We start from the raw sequence: 21,355 nt of genomic DNA, 5'->3' as shown, positions 1-21,355 counted from the left end.
TGACAACCACACAGGCATAAAACTATCTTCGATTATATTTTTGGGTAATTTCTTTCAGAAAGTCACGCCTCGACTGCCGGAGTTGCCTCCAGCGGAAGCGCCACTCCCAGTTTCCTGAGGGTACCCCGGGAACATTCATCCGCCCTTTGGCATCGAGCCGAAGCAAGTCTTGCATGGGCATAATCGCGATTTCAGCTACAGAACCCCAGCAAGCTTCAATCACCGGGTCAAGCGCCCGACGTCGGGTTCGCCTGAAATATTTCCGAATATTTCTTTGCTCTTTCTTCGTAGCCGACTTCAGCCAACCCAGTGTGGTGTTGTTATCGTGCGTCCCGGTGTAAACCACAAAATTCTTCCCGTAGTTGTGGGGTAGGTGCTCGTTGGTTGCGTCCGAGGCGAAACCAAACTGCAAAACTTTCATCCCCGGCAAATTAAAATCGTCACGCAACTTTTCCACTTCCGGCGTTATCACGCCTAAGTCTTCAGCAATCACAGGCAGCTCACCCAGTTGCGATTGCAACATTTGAAGCAATTCGTACCCCTTGGCCGGCCACCACTGGCCGTTTATGGCTGTCTTTTCGCTAGCCGGAACCGACCAAAATGACTCCAAGCCCCGGAAATGATCAATGCGGATGACATCGAACATATTTAGACAGAAATGCAAGCGTGCCATCCACCAATCAAAACCCCGCTCAGCCAACCGGTTCCAGTCAAATACAGGACAACCCCAAAGCTGGCCGGTTTCACTAAAATAATCGGGAGGAACACCTCCAACATGCGTTGGTTTTCCTTCATCATCCAGCAGAAAAATATCCTGATTTCCCCACACATCTGAGCTATCCAGCGACACATACAAAGGCAAATCGCCAAACAACTGAATCCCAAGGTCATTGGCATATTGTTTCAGTTCAAACCACTGCTTAAAAAAAATAAACTGCACAAAACGATGAAAATTAATCGACTCCGCATACTGTAAATGGGCTTTATCGAGCGAGTGCACATCCCGCTTTTTATAATCGGCTTTCCACTCGTTCCAGATCACATCCAAGTTATATTCCTTCAACGCCTGGAACAAAGCATAATCATCAAGCCACCATGAATGCTCGCCCAAAAAGTTATAATAAGCGTCCTTAAAGTCGTCAAATTTGGTATTGAACCGTCCAAAAGCTTTCTTCAATAGACTACTTTTCAACACACCAATCTTTTCGTATTCTACTTTCCGCTCCGAGAAATGAGTTAGATCAAGTAATTCTTCGGGCTTCAGCAGCTTGTCTTCCACCAGCTTATCCAAACTGATCAACAAGTCGCTTCCTGCAAACGCCGAATAGCTTTGGTAAGGTGAATTGCCGTAACCCGTTGGCCCAAGCGGTAAAATCTGCCAATATTTTTGTCCGGTTTCTTTCAGGAAATCTACAAAGGTAAAAGCATCTTCGCCCATGCTTCCAATCCCGTATTTTCCGGGCAGTGAACTGATATGCACTAAAATTCCGCTACTTCTCGCCATACTTTTCCAGTTGTTTTCTATAGGTATTTAAATGCTCTGCCGTTTCGCGAACTAAGCGTTGAACCTCCAAACCATGCTTCAAATCGGGCACAAACGCTTTCTCATCGCGACCGCCTAAAAACAGGTAATGCCCATGAATCATGGAGCGCAGCCAACCCGGTGGCACATGTCCCGAAGGAAAACTGCTGATGGGCTTATAATGACTGCCAACAGGCTGGCTTACCCATTGTTGCGTTTCTTCCAAAAAATACTCGAACGATTCGGCCCGGTGCGATGAATAGCGCAGCGTTCCTTTTTCGGCGTAAATTTCAAGATGAACCAAATCACCGGTTCCTGAACTGATTCGGCTGGCCGACAGATTACCTACGGCCCGGGTTTTCAGCTCAACAATCGAAATCAGCGAGAATAAATCCGAATCCTTGGGAACGTCGGCAAACTGCCCTCCCTGCAATGCACTGGTAATTTCCAGTTGCTCTCCAAAAAATGCCAACAGCAAACTAATGCCATGCGAGCCCAGATCAGCCATTGCGCCACCATCAGGAGCAGGCGTCAAGCGGGTCTGCCGCTTGTCGCGGTAGCTTTTTTGCAAATAGTCGCCGTGAAAGTATTTTAAATCGAAATGAATCGGCTTCCCAAGCTTTCCCGACTTCCAAAAGTCGATGGCTTCGCGCACCGAAGCCGTTTGCAAATACTGAAAACCAAGCTGGACTTTCCGTCCATCCAGCGGCAAGGCAGCCAATTCCTTTTCTTCCTGTAGGCTGGAACATACGGGCTTTTCAAGGTAAATTCGCCTTACATTCGGCATCGTAGCCACTGCCTTCAGATGATCGGCATGTACCTTGTTCGGCCCCAGAATCAGCACCGTGTCAATCGCCTCATTCTGCACAAAATCATCGAACGACTGCGCTTGCCGAAAACCATAGCTTTCAGCAAACTGCCCGCGGCTTTCCAGCCGCTGCGAACATACCGACTCAAAAACCACCTGCGGCGTTTTCGGATAAAAATAGCGTAGCGAATTCAATGAAAAAGCATGTGCTTTGGCAATTCCGCCGGCACCTAAAAATCCTATCTTAACCTTTGACATAAGCATTTCCTGTTTGAGCGTCAAAAATAAGCCTTTTCTCCTGAACCGTTTTCCTTTTCCCATTAAATCGGTGGGTTGTTATCAATATTTCCTCCGAAAACGTACCTTTGCCCGATAGCAATAAGTCTGAATTTTTGAACGTCGTCTATCAGGGTTTAACAATCCGAAGATAAAAGCGATCACAAAGCAGAAGAAGTGCAAGACTTTAAAATTGAAAAACAATGGCAGCAATTGGCTTAATAAACGAATTGGAAGTTGTAAAAGAAGTAGATTTTGGTGTTTATCTTGATGGCGGCCCACATGGCGAAATCCTGATGCCCAAACGCTACGTGCCCGAAGGATCCAAGCCGGGAGACACGCTCGAGGTATTTATTTACCTCGATTCGGAAGATCGGCTGTTGGCAACCAACGAAAAGCCCAAAGCAATGGTGGGCGATTTTGCTCTGCTGACCGTCGTTTCGGTTACCTCGGTGGGTGCCTTTCTGGACTGGGGATTGCCCAAAGATTTGCTGGTGCCCTTCCGCGAGCAGCAGCAAACCATGGAAGCCGGAAAGTCCTACCTCGTGTATGTTTACCTGGACAATGAAAGCCAGCGTATTGTCGCCACTTCAAAGCTGGACAAATGTGTGGACAACATTCCGGTTGATTATGAAGTGGGTGAAGAAGTAGACCTGCTTATAGCCGGACAAACTGATTTGGGATTTAAAGCCATCATCGACAACAGCCATTGGGGAATGCTTTATAAAAATGAAGTTTTTCAACCACTTACAACCGGACAAAGGCTGAAAGGCTTCATCAAAACCATCCGCGAAGATGAAAAGATTGACTTGTCACTTCAAAAAGAAGGCTACGAAAAAATCGACGACATCTCGCAATCCATTCTCAACAAACTGGCTGCCAACAGCGGATTTCTCTCGTTAACCGATAAAAGTTCCCCCGAGCTAATTAAACAGACCCTATATATCAGTAAAAAGAACTTTAAAAAAGCCATTGGAGCCCTGTACAGGCAACGGCTCATTAGCATCGAAGATAATGGCATCAAGTTGCTTTAACTGAAAACCGAGAACGGACAACTGACCACTTTTCATGAAAGTTTGTATTGCAGAAAAACCAAGTGTAGCAAAAGAGATTGCACAAATTATTGGAGCGAAATCCCGGCATGATGGCTATTTTGAAGGAAATGGCTACCAGGTGAGCTGGACCTTTGGGCATTTGTGTACGCTGAAGGAACCACACGACTACACCACCCGCTGGAAATACTGGAATATTCACGAGCTGCCCATGATTCCCAAGCGTTTTGGCATAAAAGTGATTGATGATTCGGGGGTGAAAAAGCAGTTTTCGATATTGGAACGACTGATCTCCAAAGCCGACGAAATCATTAACTGCGGCGATGCCGGCCAGGAAGGAGAGCTGATTCAGCGCTGGGTGCTGGCCAAGGCAGGCAACCGGGCGCCAATCAAGCGGCTATGGATTTCCTCGCTGACCGAAGAAGCCATTCAGGAAGGTTTTGAAAAACTGTTGCCTGGCGAAGAATTTGATAAACTGTACGAAGCCGGAAGCGCCCGGGCCATTGGCGACTGGCTTTTGGGAATGAACGCCACCCGCCTGTACACCCTCAAATACGGACAAAACAAGCAAGTGCTTTCCATTGGCCGGGTGCAAACCCCCACCCTAGCGCTGATTGTAAACCGTCAGCTGGAAATTGTCAACTTCAAACCCGAACCATTTTGGGAAATTAAAACCTGGTATCGCGAAGCCACTTTTTCGTACACAACTGGACGATTCCAGCAAAAAGAAAAAGCAGAAACAGTATTGCAGGAAATTTCGGACAAGGATCTTTTTATCGGGAAAATTGAAAAGAAAAACAGCAAGGAACACCCGCCTCGCTTGTTCGACCTTACCTCGCTGCAAGTGGAATGCAACCGCAAGCTGAACCTGAGTGCCGACGAGACCCTGCGCACCATCCAGTCGCTTTACGAAAAGAAAATCACCACCTATCCACGTGTCGATACTACATTTTTGTCGGATGATATCTATAAGAAAGTACCCGGTACACTAAAAGCGCTGAAAGGCTATGAAAGCCTTACCCAGCCAGTGTTGAGCGGAGGGAAAATCCGAAAATCGAAAAAAGTATTCGACAACAAGAAGATCACCGATCACCACGCCATTATTCCTACCGGCGTTTACCGTATCGACCTGACCGAAGCTGAACGCAAAGTTTATGACATGGTCGTCAAACGCTTTATCGCGGTTTTTTACCCCGACTGCGAAATTGCCAACACCACGGTTGAAGCCAACATTGAACAGCACCAATTTAAGGCGACCGGCAAGCAAATTTTAAAACCTGGCTGGCGTGCCGTCTTTCAAAACGACAAAAAAGCGGGCCAATCCGACGACAACATTTTGCCGGCATTCAGCACTGGCGAACATGGGCCACACCAACCCGAATTGCAGGAAAAACAAACCCAACCACCTAACTATTACACCGAAGCAACTTTGCTGCGCGCCATGGAAACTGCCGGAAAAAATATGGATGATGATGAACTACGCGAACTGATGAAGGAAAACGGCATCGGACGACCATCGACCCGCGCCAACATCATCGAAACGCTTTTCCGCCGGCGTTACATCCAAAAGGAACGCAAGCGGCTGGTGGCAACACCGACGGGCATTGACCTGATCAACACCATTGAAAATGACTTGCTGAAATCGGCTGAACTGACCGGCATGTGGGAACGAAAGCTCCGTCAGATTGAATCGGGCGAACTGGAGATCGCCCAGTTTATGGCGGAGCTAAAAAACATGGTGACCGAAGTAATCTGGCAGGTGAAAAATTCAAAGAAAAAGGCAATCACCATTCTAGAAGACCCCGAAGAACAGGCGAAGGCGAAAGAACCGGATAAGGCGGCTGGCAAAGCAAAGAAGAAACGAGCGAGCGAACCTGCCGGAGAATTGATTTGTCCGAAATGTAAAAAAGGAAAACTACTGAAGGGGAAAGCGGCCTGGGGATGCTCGCAATGGAACAATGGCTGCCATTTCAAAATTGCCTTCAAATGGTTTGGCAAAAAACTGACCGACAAACAAGTTCAAGCGCTTGCTACCAAAAGCAAATCGCCCCTAATTAAAGCTTTCAGCTACAACGGACTGAAACTGGATGGTCGGCTGCTCCTGCATGAAGACCACTCCATTAAGCTTCAACCAGAAATAAAAGACGAACCCTCTTGCCCCAAATGCAATACCGGTAAAATCATGAAAGGCAAAACCGCCTGGGGCTGCTCCAACTTTAAAAGCGGCTGCGACTTCAGGGTACCATTTGAAATTGAAGCGGCAGACAAAAACCAATGAAGTAATACTTAATAAATTTATACCTTTGCCAGAAACAAGAACAACAGCATGAATCGCATAGGAGAACGAATCAGAAAGAAAAGGGAACTCTTGAACCTTCACCTGAATGAACTTGCCGGGAAAGTTGGAATCAGCTCAAGCGCGCTCTCGCAAATCGAAAAATCCAAATCGTTTCCTTCAATTTTAACCTTGAAATCGATTGCTGAAAACCTTCATACCACTGTTGGAGAACTCATTGGAGAGAACGAATCGCTCGTCAACAATCCGGTAGTCAGCCGGAAAGATATCAAATACATCGACCAGAACCAATCGGGCACAATCATTTATCTTCTATCGCATCATGATGCCAACAAACAAATGGACACGTACTTAGTTCGGTTTGCCAAAACATCGGGTATTGAAGGTTTCTTCAGCAACACCCACGGCCAGATTTTTTGTCATGTTCTTTCAGGTGAAATCCGCTTCGACCTGAATGGAAAAAGCTACCTGCTAAAGCCGGGCGACAACATCTATTTCAATGCCAAAACACCACACGACGCCATCAACAACCACAATGGCATTAGCGAACTTCTGTGGATCCAGTCTCCCCCCAACTTCTAGTTTTTTTCAAAAAAATTAAGCTGTACTTTATTTTTTAAGTAGAATTTATATCTTTGCGATCGAAATAATGAGAAATGGGAAAGACAAACCAATGAATCTGAACGAAGAAAACGTTGCAACAAACAACATGTGAGCAAAAAATACACATGTTTTATTTCATAAAAAAAGCCTGACTTAATAAAATCGCTTTCACCAAATCATTAATTACATACTGAAATTCGCAATATATTTTGCAAATAAATACCAGTCCATTACTGGTCTGTTTCGGATTTCAATCCGGACACAAACCATGCTGCGACCTGGCCTCCGCTATGGAGTAATTGAAAAATAGTTTAAAAAAACCAAAATTTATTGAGCAGCAATTTTAAAAGTGAAATTTATGAGCGATTTATTCAACATCCTTAACAACAAAAAGATCACCCTACCAACGGATGTACAGGCAATTCTAAAAAACTGTATTTCCTATAACACCTTTGACACAGTTAAACAATTGGCATCAGCAGCCGTTGATGGCGACAAGACAAGTTTTGAGGTAAAATACGATATCCCCGGAAAAGGTGAAGCCAGCGAAGCAATCATACACAAAGTCAGCAACGGGATCTCGGCAAACTATACCGACGCGTATATGCGGCGGAGAGACCCTGACACCATGGCCATTGCCGACGATCTGCCAAGTGACAAAGAACGCTTTGCGGATAAATTTGGCTATCATTTTGATTCATTGAGAAACGAAACCATCAACTGGCTCCAGCAACAGGATTTGGCCATATTTTTCTACTTCGCCGGTCGCGATCAGATTGGATCGGGCGGAATTGCGGTGGCTCCTGCCAATGCTGGTTTTTTTGCTATGGGTCTGGCCATGCTTCAACAAATTATTCCGGTAAACGAATTGCCCGAAGGTTTTTCCGTTGACTCTGCCATCTACGTAGCACCAACCTTTCGGCACACACATTTTGATGGCAAACAAGTGGTTGTCCACAAACGTTCGAAGGACTTACACGAAATCTTTTCGTACAACCTTTACCCTGGCCCCAGTGCAAAAAAGGGCCTATACGGAGCCTTGCTGTCCAAAGGAGAAAAAGAAGGGTGGATTACCGCGCACTGCTCTACTGTACAGGTGGTCAGCCCATATGACAACATCACCACATTTATGCACGAAGGAGCCAGCGGTGGCGGGAAGAGCGAAATGCTCCAAAACATTGTGCGGGAACCCAACGGACAGGTTCAGATTGGTGAAAACATTAAAACGGGTGAAAAACGACTGATCAACTTTCCAATTTTCTGTTCGTTCAACCCAGTCACCGACGACATGGCTTTATGCCCGCCGTCCATTCAAAAAAACAATGGAAAACTAACCGTTTTAGATGCCGAAAATGCTTGGTTCATCCGTGTTGACAGCATCAACGATTATGGCGATGATCCGTTTCTTGAAAAACTGACAATCAAGCCAGAAGATCCTCTTCTGTTTCTAAATATAAAATCGAAACCAGACTGCACCGCTTTAGTCTGGGATCATACCGAAGATGCCCCTGGCAAGAAATGCCCCAACCCACGCGTTGTCGTACCCAGAGCGATCGTGCCCAATGTGGTGAGCAAGCCGGTTACCGTTGACATCCGAAGCTTCGGTGTTCGCACTCCGCCCTGCACAAAAGAAAACCCGACCTATGGAATCGTCGGATTGTTTCACATTTTGCCACCCGCCCTCGCATGGCTTTGGCGACTCGTTTCGCCACGCGGACATGCCAATCCCAGCATTGTTGATGGCGGAGGAATGGGAAGCGAAGGCGTTGGTTCTTACTGGCCATTTGCCACCGGTAGAATGGTGACGCACGCCAACCTGCTGCTTGAGCAGATTATTCAAAATCCCCGCATGCGCTATACACTCGTTCCCAATCAACACATCGGGGCCTGGAAAGTAGGCTTCAAACCACAGTTATTGATGCGTGAGTACCTGACCCGACGGGGTAATGCCAAACTCCGAAGCGACCAATACCAAAACGCACGCTGTCCGCTCTTGGGTTTTGAACTGAATTACCTGACCATTGAAGGCGCTAAAATACCGGCACGCTTTCTCCAGGTTCACCAACAAGCCGAAGTTGAAACGAAAGGTTACGATGCCGGAGCTGAGATGTTGTATGATTTTTTCAAAACAGAGTTGAAGAAATACCAGACACCCGAGCTGTCTGAAACCGGAAAACAAATCATTGATGCCTGCCTGTCCGGCGCGGGTGTTGACGAGTACTTATCCATTATTCCAATGGATTACCAATATTCATTTTTAATAACCAACGACAATGAGTAAAGTAGTGATCATTATGGGCTCAAAAGCTGATCTTGATTGGGCCAATCAAATAAGTAAATTGCTGGATCACTTTGAGATCAGCAACGTTTCCAGAATTGCATCAGCACACAAAGTACCGCTAAAATGCTACGAGCTGATCAAAGCGTACGAAAAGGAAAATGTGGTGTTTATCACCATTGCCGGAATGAGCAATGCGCTGAGCGGATTTACCGATGCGCAAACCCATTGCCCGGTAATTGCATGTCCGCCTTACAGTGATAAATTTGGCGGAGGTGATCTTTTTTCAAGCGTTCGCATGCCATCAGGCGTGGCACCATTAACGGTCCTCAGCCCGGAAAATGCAGCATTGGCAGCCGCCAAGATATTGGGTTTGAACAATCCACAGATCCAATCGAAAATTACCGAATATCAAAATAAAAAACGGGTCGAACTCGAAGAAGCAGACCAAGCCTTGCAATCGTGAGCAGAACGTTTGATGACATAGAACACCAACAGGAATGAATATCCAACAATTGAAAGAAGCCGCCCGAATCATCAACGAGGGCGGTCTCGTTTCATTTCCAACAGAAACAGTTTACGGATTAGGCGCCAACACGCTTAATTCCGTAGCTGTTGCTAAAATTTTCGCACTGAAAGAACGGCCATCGTTCGATCCGCTAATTGTGCATATCGCTTCGCTTGACGATCTAAAAATGCTGACCGAAAATCCCTCTGATGCGGCCATGCAGTTGGCTAAGAAGTTCTGGCCCGGCCCACTGACCCTTGTTCTGCCCAAAAGCAAACTCGTTCCCGACATTGTCACTTCGGGATTACCAACCGTGGGGATTCGGATGCCGGATCATCAAATTGCATTGAAGCTAATCAGGATGGCTAAATGCCCGATTGCCGCACCCAGTGCAAATAAATTCGGACACTTAAGCCCGGTAAGCGCTGAGCATGTCAGAAAACAGTTACCCGACGTAGATTACATTCTGGATGGAGGAATGACCACTGTAGGTATTGAGTCAACCATCATCTCGGTTGAAGGAAACGTTTGCACCTTGCTTCGTCCGGGAAAAATTAGCCTGAACGATATCGAAAAAGCCTTGCCCGGCCGGTTTGTTTTCAACACCACAAAGCCGGAAAAACTGGTCGCTCCCGGCCTGCTAAAAAGCCATTACTCGCCAAACAAACCTTTATACATATACAATCAGACAAATGTGCGGCTTCCGGATGCATCAGGACTTATCTTGCACGGACAAAAAGACCTGCTCACAAACAGCCATAAGATCATTTATACGTCAAAAACTCATAACCAACTGGAAATCGCAGCAAACTTATTTTCAGCGCTTCATACGATGGAAGACGATGCAACGGTTAAACAAATATTTATTGAACCTGTTACTGAATCAGGTTTGGGCGTCGCCATCATGGACCGGATTAAAAAAGCAGCATACAAATATCAACCAACAGCATAATGTGGGCACATACCAAAGAAACGCAGGACAAAATTACTCCGCAGCAAGCGCTGGAGTTTTTAAAAGAAGGTAACCTCAGGTTTTTAAATAACCTGAAAGTGAACAGAAACCTGCTTATGCAGGTCAATCAAACCTCGGAAGGGCAGTTTCCCTTTGCCACCATTTTAAGTTGTATCGATTCGAGAACCTCGGCCGAATTAATTTTCGACCAGGGACTGGGTGACATTTTCAGCATTCGAATTGCTGGCAATATTCTCAACAACGACATCCTGGCAAGCATGGAATATGCCTGCGGTGTGGCCAATTCAAAAATCATTGTTGTGTTGGGACACACCAGATGCGGTGCGGTTATCAGTGCTTGCAACCAGGTAAAATTGGGGCATATCACCGGGCTACTCAGCAAAATTAATCCGGCCATTGAAAGCGAAACAGCGACAACTGCTGAAAGAAATGGCCAAAACTTTGCGTTTGTTAATCACGTCAGCAAAATAAATGTTCAGCTCACAATCAACCAGATACGCCTAAAAAGCCCGATCCTCTCCGATTTAGAAAAAGCAGGAAAGATGATGATCGTGGGAGGTATGTATGATGTTGAATCCGGTGAAGTCTCCTTTTTCTAACGGTTCGGAAAATCATTTTTTTCGCACTGTAACCTAATAGGCTTCTGACAGCAAAAATGCTTCGAATTGTGCTTTTGGAATATTCAAAAACTCAACTATTTTTGTCGTACGGAAACAAAATGACATGGATACGACTGAAATACTAATTACCATTCGGAAAATTGTCCGATCAATCAACTTAGAGTCCAAGAAAATTCAAAAGGAATACGGCGTCAGCATTCCTCAAATCCTGTGCTTGAGCTACCTGCATGCATCGAAAAACTTTCAGTCAACTCAAGGCGAAATTCGCCGCTTTCTAAATCTGAACTCCAGCACCACGAGTGGAATCATTGACCGACTTGAAATCAAGGGATTTCTGGCCCGGCTTCCGAAGCAAGGCGACAAGCGCGTGGTCAATATCGCATTAACATCGAAAGGATCCGAATTACTGAACGGGATTCCACCGCTCCTCCACGACCAACTAACGGAAAAGCTGCAATCGTTGCCGAATGTGAAACTTCAACAAATACAGGAAAGCCTCCAAACCCTGGTCAACCTGCTTGACATTGGACAACTGGAAGCTTCGCCCATGCTTACCAGCGATGAACCCATTGAAGAAAACAAAATGCTCGACAGCTAGTCCTAATCTATCCACACCAACCCAATTCGAAAAGTTCGCAGGTCCACAATTCAATTCATTCTTTTTTTTTGATTCTTGATAGCCGTAATAAAAGGCTTATTTTCAACTTCTTTCTCTGTTAAGTTTAGATCAACACCCATGCTTGCATTCGCGCTGAATTTGGCTATTGATGGTTAAAAGCGTATTTTTGTTCCTATAGAAACCAATACATCGACTATGGGAATTTTTAATGGCGCTCAACAAGCGATCGCAACAAAAATCAATAAAACGTCAACTCTGTCGAACTGGAGTGACTGGAAGTGGCAACTAAAAAATTCAATTAGCACCGTGGAACAATTTGAAATGCTGACTGGAATTAGCTTTAGTACGGAGGAAAAAGAACAACTAAAAAAGACCACGGATAAATTCCCTTTGTCCATTACTCCTTATTATGCCTCCTTAATTTCGAAAAAAAATTATGAGCATGACCCGGTGTTTAAGCAGTCATTTGCCAATATTCATGAACTAAATGTTTTAGATACTGACTTGGCCGATCCGCTTTCGGAAGACAGTGACAGCCCAGAGGAAGGGATTACCCACCGATACCCGGACCGGGTTTTGTTTCATGTAAGCAACGTCTGCGCAATGTATTGTCGCCATTGTACCCGCAAACGAAAAGTTGGCGACATCGATTTTGTTCCCTCCAGGGAGCAACTCCAAAAGGGCATCGACTACATTAAAAGAACGCCACAAGTACGCGACGTACTACTTTCGGGAGGCGATCCGTTCATGCTGCCCGACAGCAAAATTGACTGGCTGCTGAGTGAACTGACCGCCATTCCTCATGTTGAAGTTGTTCGCATAGGAACGAGGATGCCGGTGGTTCTTCCCTACCGAATTACAGACGATTTGATTAAAATTCTGAAAAAATACCAACCCCTTTGGATCAACACACATTTTAATCATCCACGAGAAATCACCTCATCGGCCAAAGAGGCCCTTGCAAAACTGGCGGACGGGGGCTTCCCTTTAGGCAACCAAAGTGTGCTGCTGGCCAATGTAAACGACTGCCCTCGAATCATGAAAAACCTGGTACACAAACTTGTGCAAAACCGGGTGCGACCATACTACCTGTACCAGTGCGACTTGTCAGAAGGACTTTCGCATTTCCGTACGCCCATTGGCAAGGGAATCGAAATTATGGAAAGCCTGATCGGACACACCAGTGGTTTTGCACGGCCAACCTATGTGATTGATGCCCCTGGTGGTGGCGGAAAAATTCCGGTGATGCCCAACTACATCATTTCGTGGTCGACCCACAAAGTGGTGCTACGAAACTACGAAGGTGTCATCACAACCTATAAAGAACCTGATCATTACGAAAATATTTTTTGCGATCGGGATTGCGAAAACTGCAACCTCGACCTGAAACTCGAAGGAAGCGAAGAAATAGAAGCACTCGGAATTGAACGGCTCCTGGCCGATTCGAATGACTCCATTTCGTTAATTCCTGAAAATAATGAACGTTATAACAGAAGAGAGGAATAGTATGGATTTAATTGAAAAAATAGGACATTCTGTCGTTCACCACGGAAAATTCAACAACCGGATTTTTCTGCTAAAATACGACCCGGGTGACCGAGCGAACATAACCCGGCAGTTGAACGAACTGGCCAAGGCGAAAGGATATACCAAAATCATCGCCAAAATTCCGGCTGCTGCCCAACCCGTATTTTTGCAGGATGGATTTACGCAGGAAGCATTTATCCCTTCTTTTTACAACGGGCATGATGATGTGTTTTTCATGTCGAAATTCTTAAGCGACGAACGAAGAACAAGCCCAAACGAGGCCCTTTCTACACTTACCGGTTTATTGAATGAAGCGCCCAACAACAACGGCACTACACTTAACGATCGTTTCGAACTAGGCGTAGCCAGACCAGAACATGCCGCAGAGATGGCAAAAATATTCGGACAGGTTTTTGCCACCTACCCATTTCCGGTTACCAATCCCGAATACCTCAAAGAAACCATGCTGGATGGCTCAGTCATTTACTTTGGAGTCTGGGACCAAGGCAAGCTGATCGGCGTTTCGTCGGCCGAAGTTGACGCTGAAAACAAAAACGCTGAAATGACTGACTTTGCTGTGTTGCCCGACTATCGCGGACACAAGCTGGCCTACTTCCTTCTTGAAATGATGGAAGAAAAATTAAAAGAACAGCAGTATAAAACCTTATACACCATTGCCCGATTAAATTCGCCGGGAATGAATAAAACGTTTATCAATCATGGGTACCGTTTTTCGGGTTTGTTGAAAAACAACACCAACATTTCCGGTCAAATTGAAAGCATGAACGTGTATTACAAAACCATTGAATAATGATTAGTCAACGACATTTGGGAAAATTATGTCCTTATGCCAAAGATTGCCCGGTATATCAGGAAGATTTAAAGATCGAAAAGGTTTCCTCTTTTCTGATCAAAAATGTTTTTTGCAACCGGGGATACAAAGGATGGAAAAACTGCGAGCGGTTCAAGCTGGCAGACGAGGGACAGGAAATCCCAGTAACAGCAACCCCATATAAACAAAGATAATAATGAGAGAAAAAATTGAATTGGAAAAAATTGAAGACAACACCGAGCGAGAAATTATTAAACTGCTGAGTGAAAACGAAAAATTCATGATGGGTGACATCCTGATGAAGTTAAAGCTGAGCTACCAGCGCGGACATGAATATCTGAATTCGCTTCTGGACAAGGAATGGGTAAGCAACACGGAAAAAGCACCGTATTATACCATCAACGTAGACCTTAAATAATGCATTGGATTGATCTGACCATTTTTACGGTCTACCTCATCTTCATGTTGGGCGTAGGCTACTTTTTTCTACGTCGCAACAAAACTACAGATGACTACTTTGTTGGTGGACGTAAAATGAGCAGTTTACACATTGGCTTATCGGTGGTGGCGACCGATGTTGGCGGAGGCTTCTCCATCGGGCTGGGCGGACTGGGCTTTGTCATGGGATTATCTGGCAGCTGGCTTTTGTTCTCCGGACTAATTGGCGCCTGGTTAACGGCCGTTGTTCTGGTTCCCAAGGTTCACCGGCTTTCGCAGCGTCAAAACCTACTGTCGTTTCCTCAGTTTCTCGAAAACAGCTACAGCAAACAGGTAGCACTCATTGCCGGAATCATTTCAGCCGTTGGCTACCTGGGATTTACCAGTTCGCAAATTCTGGCCGGAGCCAAACTGGCATCAGCCACATTCCCGGCGCTTGACTTCACGACAGCCTTGCTGGTTATGGGTGTTATTGCCGTCGTTTATACTGTAATTGGCGGGTTGAAAGCAGTGATTTATACCGACACCATTCAGTGGATTATCCTGATGGTAGGATTAATTTTTGTAGCGCTGCCTCTGTCCTACTACGCAGTGGGCGGTTACGAAACCATTCGGGCAACCTTGCCGGCTTCGTTTCTGAGCCTGACCAACATCAGTTGGCAGCAATTCCTTAACTGGATGGCCATTGTCATTCCCATTTGGTTTATCGGCATGACCCTTTACCAACGTATTTATGCTTCAAAAACGCCCAAATCGGCCCAACGCGCCTGGTTTATTGCCGGCTTGTTTGAATATCCCATTATGGCTTTCACCGGCGTTATTCTCGGCCTGCTCTCAAAAGTAGCTTTTGACAATGGCATGCTGGCCGGAGCGGGATTTCCGGCAGGAAGCGCCATCGACTCCGAAATGGGCTTGCCCTTGTTGCTAAAAACCGTCCTTCCAGTTGGCCTTACAGGGATCGTGCTGTCTGCCTACTTTTCAGCCATCATGTCAACAGCCGACAGCTGCCTTATGGCTGCGTCGGGCAATGTGCTGACCGATATTTTTCGTGGACACAACCACCGTTCAAGCTTGCGTTTTTCGCAGATTCTAACTTTTTTGATGGGAGCTGCGGCCTTGCTCATTGCACTAAAAATGCCCAACGTGCTGGAATTAATGCTTCATTCCTACACCTTCATGGTTTCCGGACTGTTTGTTCCGGTCATTGCTGCGCTAATCAAAACACACAACAATCCGGCAGCAGCTTTTTGGTCGATGATTGCCGGCGGAGGAATGTCTCTCAGCCTGATCATTCTGAACCCGGAACTGCCTTTTGGATTGGATCCGATTATTTTTGGAATTTCCAGTTCGCTGGCCGTTTTCCTGCTGGTTGCCATGCTGACAAACCGAAAGCTTGCAACCCGCTAAAAACTGTTTCAGATTCGCAAACTAATCTCTATTTTTGCCGCTCAATTATCAGGGATTTCATGAAAAATAAAAGGTTGCAATATTATGGAGCGGCACTGCTCTCCATGTTTTTTTGGAGCTTTTCGTTCGTCTGGTTCAAGGTGGCCTACGAAGCCTACGAGCCCATGACCGTTGTGCTCATCCGGCTGACATTGGCTGCGGCCATTATGTTTATGGTTGCTAAAGCGATTGGAAAACTGCAAACCGTAAAAAAAAGCGACATAGGCTGGATGGTGCTGTTGTCGTTTTTCGAACCGTTCCTCTATTTCATGGGCGAAAGTTTTGGTTTAAAGTATGTGTCGTCCACCGTTGCGGCGGTCATAGTTGCCACCATTCCGCTATTCACTCCATTCGCGGCCTGGTATTTTTTTAAGGAAAAACTAAGCGGAGCCAATTTGGCCGGGCTGGTCATTTCATTTGCCGGCGTAAGCCTGGTGGTATTCGACCTGTCAACCGGCCTCACCGCTTCGCCTCTCGGTATTGGACTTGAATTTATTGCCGTGCTCTCCACCATTGGCTATGCGGTGATTCTAAAGAAGATGGTAGCCACCTACAACGGATACACCATCATCAGCTACCAAAACCTGATCGGTGCTATCATGTTTTTGCCTTTTTGGGGCATATTCGAGGCCAAAAACGCTTTGGCGACTCCCTTTTCACCTGTGGCTTTTTCCGCCATTGTGAAACTGGCAGTCTTTGCCTCCATTCTCGGATTTATCTTTTTCACCTACAGCATTCGTCACATTGGCATCAACAAGTCGAACATGTTTATCAACCTGATTCCCGTGTTTGTCGCTTTCTTTTCCTTTTTTATTTTGGGTGACGAAATTACAGTTCAGAAAATGCTGGGAATTACCGTGGTGATTACCGGCCTGTTTTTGGCCCAGTTGAAACGCAAAAAACGCACAGATGGAAGCTATCCGCTATTACAAACCTGAAGAACTCAGGCAAATGACTGCCAACCGAAAGCAGGAATTCTCGGTCTTGTTTCAGAAACTGAGAAAGAAAAAGCCCAAGAACCTTGACGCGATTGTTCATGCACTGCACGACGAAGCCTTCGATCAGTTTGATTGTCTTGACTGCGCCAATTGCTGCTCCGGGATTAGCCCGATTGTAACTGACAAGGATGCTGAACGACTGGCCAAAAGCCAGAAAATAAAGACGGTCGATTTCATCAGCCAGTACCTGTATGTGGATGAAGATCAAGATTACGTTTTTCAACAAACCCCCTGCCCTTTCCTGATGGGCGACAATTACTGCTGTGTATATGAAAACCGGCCGCGAGCGTGCCGCGAATACCCTCACACCGACAGGAAACGCTTTTATCAAATTCTGAATCTGACGCACAAGAACTGCGAAGTGTGCCCCGTTGTTTATGCCATCACCGACGAACTGACAAAGAAAGATTGGTAGCCCGGCTTCAAATGTTCGACATCGATACCTGTGAAAATCCGCCAAATTCATCTCTTGATCAAAATAAAAAAATATCTTTGGTCTCTGATCAAATAAACCGGTATCGGCTGATGGTAACCAAACGACTCCTGTTACTTGTATTTGTTTTTGCTACAGTCCGGCTTAGCGCCCAGATTGGAGGTGAGTCCACTTACGAATTTCTGAACCTGCCGAACTCAGCCCGAATGGCGGCGCTCGGCGGCAACCAAGTGGCCATCAACGATTCAACCGATTTGAATGTTGCCTACAACAACCCGTCTCTGCTGCATGCCAGCATGGACAACAAGCTGCTGGTCAACTACGTCAATTACTTCGACGATATTCAATTTGGCTATGCTTCGTTTGCCAAAGACTACGAAGCGTTGGGGACTTTCGCCCTGGGCATGCACTACATCAATTACGGCAAATTTATTTATGCCGATGAGTTTGGCGAACGAGGCGGAACTTTCAAAGCCGCCGAATACGCACTAAACATTTTGTGGTCGAAAAAGCTGAAACGATTTCGCGTCGGAGCGACACTGAAACCCATTCTCTCATCTTTTGAAGCTTATCAATCGCTGGGAATAGCCTTGGATGCCGGGGTAAGCTACGCCAGCCTGGATCACCTGACTAATGTGGCCTTGGTTTTCAAAAACATGGGCACACAAATCACCGCCTATTATGATGGAGCCGAACGCGAGTCCATCCCGTTTGACCTGCAACTGGGCTTTTCGAAACGACTGGAACATGCCCCACTCCGTTTATCAGCCACGCTTCAACACATGCAACAATGGAAGCTGACTCAGCCGCAAGAGGTCAGCTCGGCTTTTGAAACACGAATAGAGAAAGATGGGTTTGGAAAGATGTTCATGCGTCACCTCTTACTGGGAGTAGAGCTGCTTCCTTCTGAAAATTTTTCCATCCGGGCCGGCTATAATTACCAACGTCGGCAAGAACTCATGTTTGATGATAAAGCTTCAACCGTAGGCTTTTCATGGGGATTTGGATTCAAGGTCAACCGTTTTCATTTCAACTACGGATCGGCCCGCTACCATTTGGCTGCAAGCAGCAACCACATATCAGTAGCCATCAACTTAAACGAAAGCTTTCATTAAATCTGCTGTTCTGTCGAAAAACAATATCTTTGCGATCATGAATCAACATACGGATAACAAAAAGATTGTCATTGCCATTGACGGTCATTCTTCCTGCGGCAAAAGCACGGTTGCCAAACAATTAGCCAAACTGCTCGGCTACATTTATCTGGATAGCGGTGCCATGTACCGGGCCGTAACGCTCTTTGCCTTGCGTCATCAACTGGCCGGAAACGGTCGTGTGGATGAACAAGCACTCATTGACCGTCTGGATGAAATCAACATTGAATTCAGGCTAAATGAAACCACCCGGGAAAACGAAACCTATTTGAATGGCGAAAATGTAGAGGAGGAAATCCGGCAGTTGCCTGTTGCCAGCCATGTTAGTCCGGTAGCAACCATTCGCGAAGTACGTAGAGCCATGGTCAAACAACAACAGGAAATGGGTAAAAACAAAGGCATTGTCATGGATGGCCGCGATATTGGCACGGTGGTTTTTCCTGATGCCGAACTTAAAATATTCATGACCGCCAGTCCCGAAGTACGTGCCCAACGGCGTTACGATGAGCTGACTGCCAAGGGTCAAACAATGAGCTTCGAGGAGATTCTGAAAAACGTGGAAGACCGCGACCGTATTGATTCGGGACGGAAAGAAAGCCCTTTAAAACAGGCCGACGACGCGTTGATTCTGGACAACAGCTACCTGAACCGGGAGGAGCAGTTGGAATGGACACTGGCTAAAGCACAGGAGCGAATGGACGTTGATTAGTCGTGACTGGGGATTGGTCATTGGGAATTAGGCATTTTAAATCATTCCGTTGTCATTAGGTGTCACATTGGTCGCCAGAGATTAGACAACTTGAAATATGGACCTTGGAATCCGAAACTGAAAACTCGAATTTCGAAACTGACAAAGACTGTGAAAGTAGAGATCGATCATAAATCAGGCTTTTGTTTTGGGGTGGTGAATGCCATTAAGAAAGCGGAAGAAACACTTGACCAGGGAGGGAAACTCTACTGTCTGGGAGATATCGTACACAATGGCATGGAGGTCAAACGACTCGAAGCCATCGGCTTAGTCACCATTGACCGCGAAACTTTCTTCACCTTAAAAAATTGCCAAGTATTGTTGCGGGCACATGGCGAACCTCCGGAAACATACGAATACGCCAGAGCAAACAATATTGAGTTGGTTGACGCCACTTGCCCGGTGGTGCTCAAACTGCAGCAGCGGGTTAAAAAGGCTTTCAGGGAAATGGAGCAAAAAGATGGACAAATCATCATTTTCGGTAAAAAAGGGCATGCCGAAGTGACCGGGCTAAACGGACAAACCAACAACCAGTCCATTATTGTTGAAGATGAAGACGACTTGCAGAAAATCAACCCGAACAAGCCGGCTTACCTGTTTTCGCAAACCACCAAATCATTGGATCAATTTCATGATTTAGCCGGAAAGATCGGGCAAAAATCAACCGGGAAACTGGTGGTAAAAGACACGATTTGTCGGCAAGTAGCCAATCGGGTTCCACGTATGAAAGAATTTGCCACACAGCATGACATCCTGATTTTTGTCGGCGGAAAAAAAAGCTCCAATGCTAAATTCCTGTTTGACGTTTGCAAAAAGGAAAACCCCAACAGCTACTTCATTTCGTCGGCCGAAGAACTGAACCAGGAATGGTTTGAAGGAAAAGAATCGGCCGGTATTTGCGGGGCTACTTCCACACCCAAATGGCTAATGGAAAACGTTGCCGAACAAATTAGAGCGTACTAAATCACCGGCAATTTCAATGAAGCATAAACCTTTGAAAACCAACTCCAACGGCCACACACATCGCTTTCCAGGGCGTGCTCTCGTTTCCTTCCATGTCAAAATAAAACTTGCATTAGAATAAAAATCAAAAAAAGCCGCCAATAAATTGATTTTCGGACGTTCAATTCTTAATTTGCGGCAAAGCGATTCAAAAGGAAATACCATGCCAAATAACCCGTCCACAATTCAACAAACAGGAAAGTCAAGCCAGTTGAAGAAAATCGGCGTTTTAACTTCAGGAGGTGATGCACCGGGAATGAACGCAGCTATTCGCGCGGTAACAAGGGCCGCCATTGCAAAAGACTTGAAAGTAGTCGGCATCCAAAGTGGTTACCAAGGTATGATCCAAGGTAAATTTCGAGATTTAAGCTGGCGCGATGTCAGCGGTATCCTGCACACCGGAGGCACGATGCTGAAAACAGCCCGCAGCAAAGAATTCATGACCAAAACTGGCCGAAAGAAAGCTTGGCAAAATTTGGTAAAAGAAGGAGTTGATGCGGTGGTGGTCATTGGTGGTGACGGATCATTTACCGGTGCTTTGGTGTTCTCCGAAGAATATGATATCCCTTTCGTCGGTATTCCCGGCACGATCGACAATGACATTTTCGGAACCGAGTACACCATTGGGTACGATTCGGCACTCAACACGGTCGTGCAGGCAGTCGATAAAATCAAGGATACAGCTGTCTCTCATGGCCGGATCTTTTTTATCGAGGTCATGGGCCGTGAAGCCGGGCTCTTGGCTCTCAACAGCGGTATTGCCGTGGGTGCAGAGGTAATCCTGATTCCAGAATCGACCGACGACCAAAAGGTGTTTGACCGATTTATCAGCAAAGGATACAAACGAAGAAAAACCAGCGGAATTGTTATTATTGCTGAAGGTGACGAAATGGGTGGTGCCCTAAAAATAGCCGCCAAAGCAGAAAAGGAAAATCCTGATCTGGATATCCGGGTCTCCATCCTTGGACACATGCAACGAGGAGGCAGTCCGACAGCCAAAGACCGGATCGCAGCGTCCAAAATGGGTGTTGCCGCCGTGGAAGCACTGATAGACAACCAGCTAAACATCATGATTGGATTGAGACATGACCAAGTGGTACACGTGCCATTTGCTGACGCTGTTAAGCTCAACCACAGCATTGACGAAAACCTAATAAAAATTCAACACATGCTCAACAGCTAGCCGTCAGACTTGAAAATTGATTGTATCAAAGACAACTTC

The 21,355-nt window shown here is 46.0% G+C and carries 21 protein-coding genes; 19 read left to right on the top strand and 2 right to left on the bottom strand.

Going from position 1 to position 21,355, the window contains the following annotated elements; genetic code table 11:
- Nucleotides 1–22 precede the first annotated feature (22 nt).
- Together malQ and AAC033_RS04555 are read right to left on the bottom strand one after the other, a co-directional pair.
- Nucleotides 23–1,504, bottom strand: coding sequence for a 4-alpha-glucanotransferase (malQ, locus tag AAC033_RS04560; RefSeq protein WP_339735865.1), 1,482 nt, complete (start codon nt 1,502–1,504; stop codon nt 23–25).
- Nucleotides 1,491–2,588: a Gfo/Idh/MocA family oxidoreductase gene (locus AAC033_RS04555; RefSeq protein WP_339735863.1), complete on the bottom strand. Its 1,098-nt coding sequence runs from the start codon at nt 2,586–2,588 to the stop codon at nt 1,491–1,493. Before AAC033_RS04555 ends, malQ begins: the two co-directional genes overlap by 14 nt.
- Nucleotides 2,589–2,809: 221 nt before the next feature.
- Between AAC033_RS04555 and AAC033_RS04550 the strand changes: the two genes are divergently transcribed.
- The 19 genes from AAC033_RS04550 (at nt 2,810) to pfkA (ending at nt 21,316) form a co-directional block, all read left to right on the top strand.
- A complete protein-coding gene (locus AAC033_RS04550) occupies nt 2,810–3,640 on the top strand; it encodes a S1-like domain-containing RNA-binding protein (RefSeq protein WP_339735861.1) in 831 nt (276 codons plus the stop codon).
- A 34-nt stretch (nt 3,641–3,674) separates the two neighbouring features.
- Nucleotides 3,675–5,936 (top strand): DNA topoisomerase 3, encoded by a 2,262-nt coding sequence (locus tag AAC033_RS04545; RefSeq protein WP_339735859.1) that lies wholly within the window; start codon nt 3,675–3,677, stop codon nt 5,934–5,936.
- A 48-nt stretch (nt 5,937–5,984) separates the two neighbouring features.
- Nucleotides 5,985–6,536 (top strand): XRE family transcriptional regulator, encoded by a 552-nt coding sequence (locus tag AAC033_RS04540; protein ID WP_339735857.1) that lies wholly within the window; start codon nt 5,985–5,987, stop codon nt 6,534–6,536.
- Nucleotides 6,537–6,915: 379 nt separating this feature from the next.
- On the top strand, nt 6,916–8,838 hold the full coding sequence (locus AAC033_RS04535; RefSeq protein WP_339735855.1) for a DUF4914 family protein: 1,923 nt from the start codon (nt 6,916–6,918) through the stop codon (nt 8,836–8,838).
- Nucleotides 8,831–9,301, top strand: a complete 471-nt coding sequence (locus AAC033_RS04530; RefSeq protein WP_339735853.1) for an AIR carboxylase family protein — start codon at nt 8,831–8,833, stop codon at nt 9,299–9,301. The genes AAC033_RS04535 and AAC033_RS04530 overlap by 8 nt, the downstream gene beginning before the upstream one ends.
- A gap of 34 nt (nt 9,302–9,335) precedes the next feature.
- Nucleotides 9,336–10,295 carry an L-threonylcarbamoyladenylate synthase gene (locus AAC033_RS04525; protein ID WP_339735851.1) on the top strand — a complete coding sequence of 320 codons (960 nt, stop codon included), beginning with the start codon at nt 9,336–9,338 and terminating at the stop codon, nt 10,293–10,295.
- A complete protein-coding gene (locus AAC033_RS04520) occupies nt 10,295–10,915 on the top strand; it encodes a carbonic anhydrase family protein (RefSeq protein WP_339735849.1) in 621 nt (206 codons plus the stop codon). Before AAC033_RS04525 ends, AAC033_RS04520 begins: the two co-directional genes overlap by 1 nt.
- Before the next feature lie 124 nt (nt 10,916–11,039).
- Nucleotides 11,040–11,534, top strand: coding sequence for a MarR family transcriptional regulator (locus AAC033_RS04515; RefSeq protein ID WP_339735847.1), 495 nt, complete (start codon nt 11,040–11,042; stop codon nt 11,532–11,534).
- Nucleotides 11,535–11,750: 216 nt separating this feature from the next.
- Complete coding sequence (gene ablA / locus AAC033_RS04510) at nt 11,751–13,061, top strand: lysine 2,3-aminomutase (RefSeq protein WP_339735845.1); 1,311 nt, start codon at nt 11,751–11,753, stop codon at nt 13,059–13,061.
- Nucleotides 13,033–13,893 (top strand): putative beta-lysine N-acetyltransferase, encoded by an 861-nt coding sequence (gene ablB, locus AAC033_RS04505; RefSeq protein WP_339735843.1) that lies wholly within the window; start codon nt 13,033–13,035, stop codon nt 13,891–13,893. The genes ablA and ablB overlap by 29 nt, the downstream gene beginning before the upstream one ends.
- The gene (locus AAC033_RS04500; protein ID WP_339735841.1) at nt 13,893–14,108 is read left to right on the top strand and encodes a hypothetical protein; all 216 of its coding nucleotides are present in this window, start codon (nt 13,893–13,895) and stop codon (nt 14,106–14,108) included. Before ablB ends, AAC033_RS04500 begins: the two co-directional genes overlap by 1 nt.
- Before the next feature lie 2 nt (nt 14,109–14,110).
- On the top strand, nt 14,111–14,332 hold the full coding sequence (locus tag AAC033_RS04495; RefSeq protein WP_339735839.1) for a hypothetical protein: 222 nt from the start codon (nt 14,111–14,113) through the stop codon (nt 14,330–14,332).
- Nucleotides 14,332–15,759 carry a sodium:solute symporter family protein gene (locus AAC033_RS04490; RefSeq protein WP_339735837.1) on the top strand — a complete coding sequence of 476 codons (1,428 nt, stop codon included), beginning with the start codon at nt 14,332–14,334 and terminating at the stop codon, nt 15,757–15,759. Before AAC033_RS04495 ends, AAC033_RS04490 begins: the two co-directional genes overlap by 1 nt.
- 59 nt (nt 15,760–15,818) lie before the next feature.
- Nucleotides 15,819–16,736: a DMT family transporter gene (locus tag AAC033_RS04485; protein ID WP_339735835.1), complete on the top strand. Its 918-nt coding sequence runs from the start codon at nt 15,819–15,821 to the stop codon at nt 16,734–16,736.
- Nucleotides 16,708–17,211, top strand: coding sequence for a YkgJ family cysteine cluster protein (locus AAC033_RS04480; RefSeq protein ID WP_339735833.1), 504 nt, complete (start codon nt 16,708–16,710; stop codon nt 17,209–17,211). The genes AAC033_RS04485 and AAC033_RS04480 overlap by 29 nt, the downstream gene beginning before the upstream one ends.
- 110 nt (nt 17,212–17,321) lie before the next feature.
- Entirely contained in the window at nt 17,322–18,344 is a 1,023-nt protein-coding gene (gene porQ, locus AAC033_RS04475) for a type IX secretion system protein PorQ (RefSeq protein ID WP_339735831.1), read from the top strand.
- A gap of 37 nt (nt 18,345–18,381) precedes the next feature.
- A complete protein-coding gene (cmk, locus tag AAC033_RS04470; protein WP_339735828.1) occupies nt 18,382–19,092 on the top strand; it encodes a (d)CMP kinase in 711 nt (236 codons plus the stop codon).
- Between the two features lie 150 nt (nt 19,093–19,242).
- On the top strand, nt 19,243–20,094 hold the full coding sequence (locus tag AAC033_RS04465) for a 4-hydroxy-3-methylbut-2-enyl diphosphate reductase (RefSeq protein ID WP_339735826.1): 852 nt from the start codon (nt 19,243–19,245) through the stop codon (nt 20,092–20,094).
- 202 nt (nt 20,095–20,296) lie between these two features.
- Nucleotides 20,297–21,316 (top strand): 6-phosphofructokinase, encoded by a 1,020-nt coding sequence (gene pfkA / locus AAC033_RS04460; protein WP_339735824.1) that lies wholly within the window; start codon nt 20,297–20,299, stop codon nt 21,314–21,316.
- The last annotated feature ends 39 nt before the right edge of the window (nt 21,317–21,355 follow it).

Origin of the sequence: uncultured Sunxiuqinia sp., from assembly GCF_963974515.1 — a bacterium.
Taxonomy (GTDB): domain Bacteria; phylum Bacteroidota; class Bacteroidia; order Bacteroidales; family Prolixibacteraceae; genus Sunxiuqinia.
Note: the sequence above shows the minus strand (reverse complement) of the source record. Positions and strands in the feature narration are given on the sequence as shown.

What these genes read in the sequence shown, in the direction of transcription:
- pfkA (WP_339735824.1), top strand. Translation starts at nt 20,297, where the DNA reads ATGCCAAATAACCCGTCCACAATTCAACAAACAGGAAAGTCAAGCCAG.
- AAC033_RS04515 (WP_339735847.1), top strand. Translation starts at nt 11,040, where the DNA reads ATGGATACGACTGAAATACTAATTACCATTCGGAAAATTGTCCGATCA.
- ablA (WP_339735845.1), top strand. Translation starts at nt 11,751, where the DNA reads ATGGGAATTTTTAATGGCGCTCAACAAGCGATCGCAACAAAAATCAAT.
- malQ (WP_339735865.1), bottom strand. Translation starts at nt 1,504, where the DNA reads ATGGCGAGAAGTAGCGGAATTTTAGTGCATATCAGTTCACTGCCCGGA.
- AAC033_RS04525 (WP_339735851.1), top strand. Translation starts at nt 9,336, where the DNA reads ATGAATATCCAACAATTGAAAGAAGCCGCCCGAATCATCAACGAGGGC.
- AAC033_RS04555 (WP_339735863.1), bottom strand. Translation starts at nt 2,588, where the DNA reads ATGTCAAAGGTTAAGATAGGATTTTTAGGTGCCGGCGGAATTGCCAAA.
- AAC033_RS04495 (WP_339735839.1), top strand. Translation starts at nt 14,111, where the DNA reads ATGAGAGAAAAAATTGAATTGGAAAAAATTGAAGACAACACCGAGCGA.
- AAC033_RS04540 (WP_339735857.1), top strand. Translation starts at nt 5,985, where the DNA reads ATGAATCGCATAGGAGAACGAATCAGAAAGAAAAGGGAACTCTTGAAC.
- AAC033_RS04480 (WP_339735833.1), top strand. Translation starts at nt 16,708, where the DNA reads ATGGAAGCTATCCGCTATTACAAACCTGAAGAACTCAGGCAAATGACT.
- AAC033_RS04520 (WP_339735849.1), top strand. Translation starts at nt 10,295, where the DNA reads ATGTGGGCACATACCAAAGAAACGCAGGACAAAATTACTCCGCAGCAA.
- AAC033_RS04535 (WP_339735855.1), top strand. Translation starts at nt 6,916, where the DNA reads ATGAGCGATTTATTCAACATCCTTAACAACAAAAAGATCACCCTACCA.
- ablB (WP_339735843.1), top strand. Translation starts at nt 13,033, where the DNA reads ATGAACGTTATAACAGAAGAGAGGAATAGTATGGATTTAATTGAAAAA.
- cmk (WP_339735828.1), top strand. Translation starts at nt 18,382, where the DNA reads ATGAATCAACATACGGATAACAAAAAGATTGTCATTGCCATTGACGGT.
- AAC033_RS04550 (WP_339735861.1), top strand. Translation starts at nt 2,810, where the DNA reads ATGGCAGCAATTGGCTTAATAAACGAATTGGAAGTTGTAAAAGAAGTA.
- AAC033_RS04545 (WP_339735859.1), top strand. Translation starts at nt 3,675, where the DNA reads ATGAAAGTTTGTATTGCAGAAAAACCAAGTGTAGCAAAAGAGATTGCA.
- AAC033_RS04500 (WP_339735841.1), top strand. Translation starts at nt 13,893, where the DNA reads ATGATTAGTCAACGACATTTGGGAAAATTATGTCCTTATGCCAAAGAT.
- AAC033_RS04530 (WP_339735853.1), top strand. Translation starts at nt 8,831, where the DNA reads ATGAGTAAAGTAGTGATCATTATGGGCTCAAAAGCTGATCTTGATTGG.
- porQ (WP_339735831.1), top strand. Translation starts at nt 17,322, where the DNA reads ATGGTAACCAAACGACTCCTGTTACTTGTATTTGTTTTTGCTACAGTC.
- AAC033_RS04490 (WP_339735837.1), top strand. Translation starts at nt 14,332, where the DNA reads ATGCATTGGATTGATCTGACCATTTTTACGGTCTACCTCATCTTCATG.
- AAC033_RS04485 (WP_339735835.1), top strand. Translation starts at nt 15,819, where the DNA reads ATGAAAAATAAAAGGTTGCAATATTATGGAGCGGCACTGCTCTCCATG.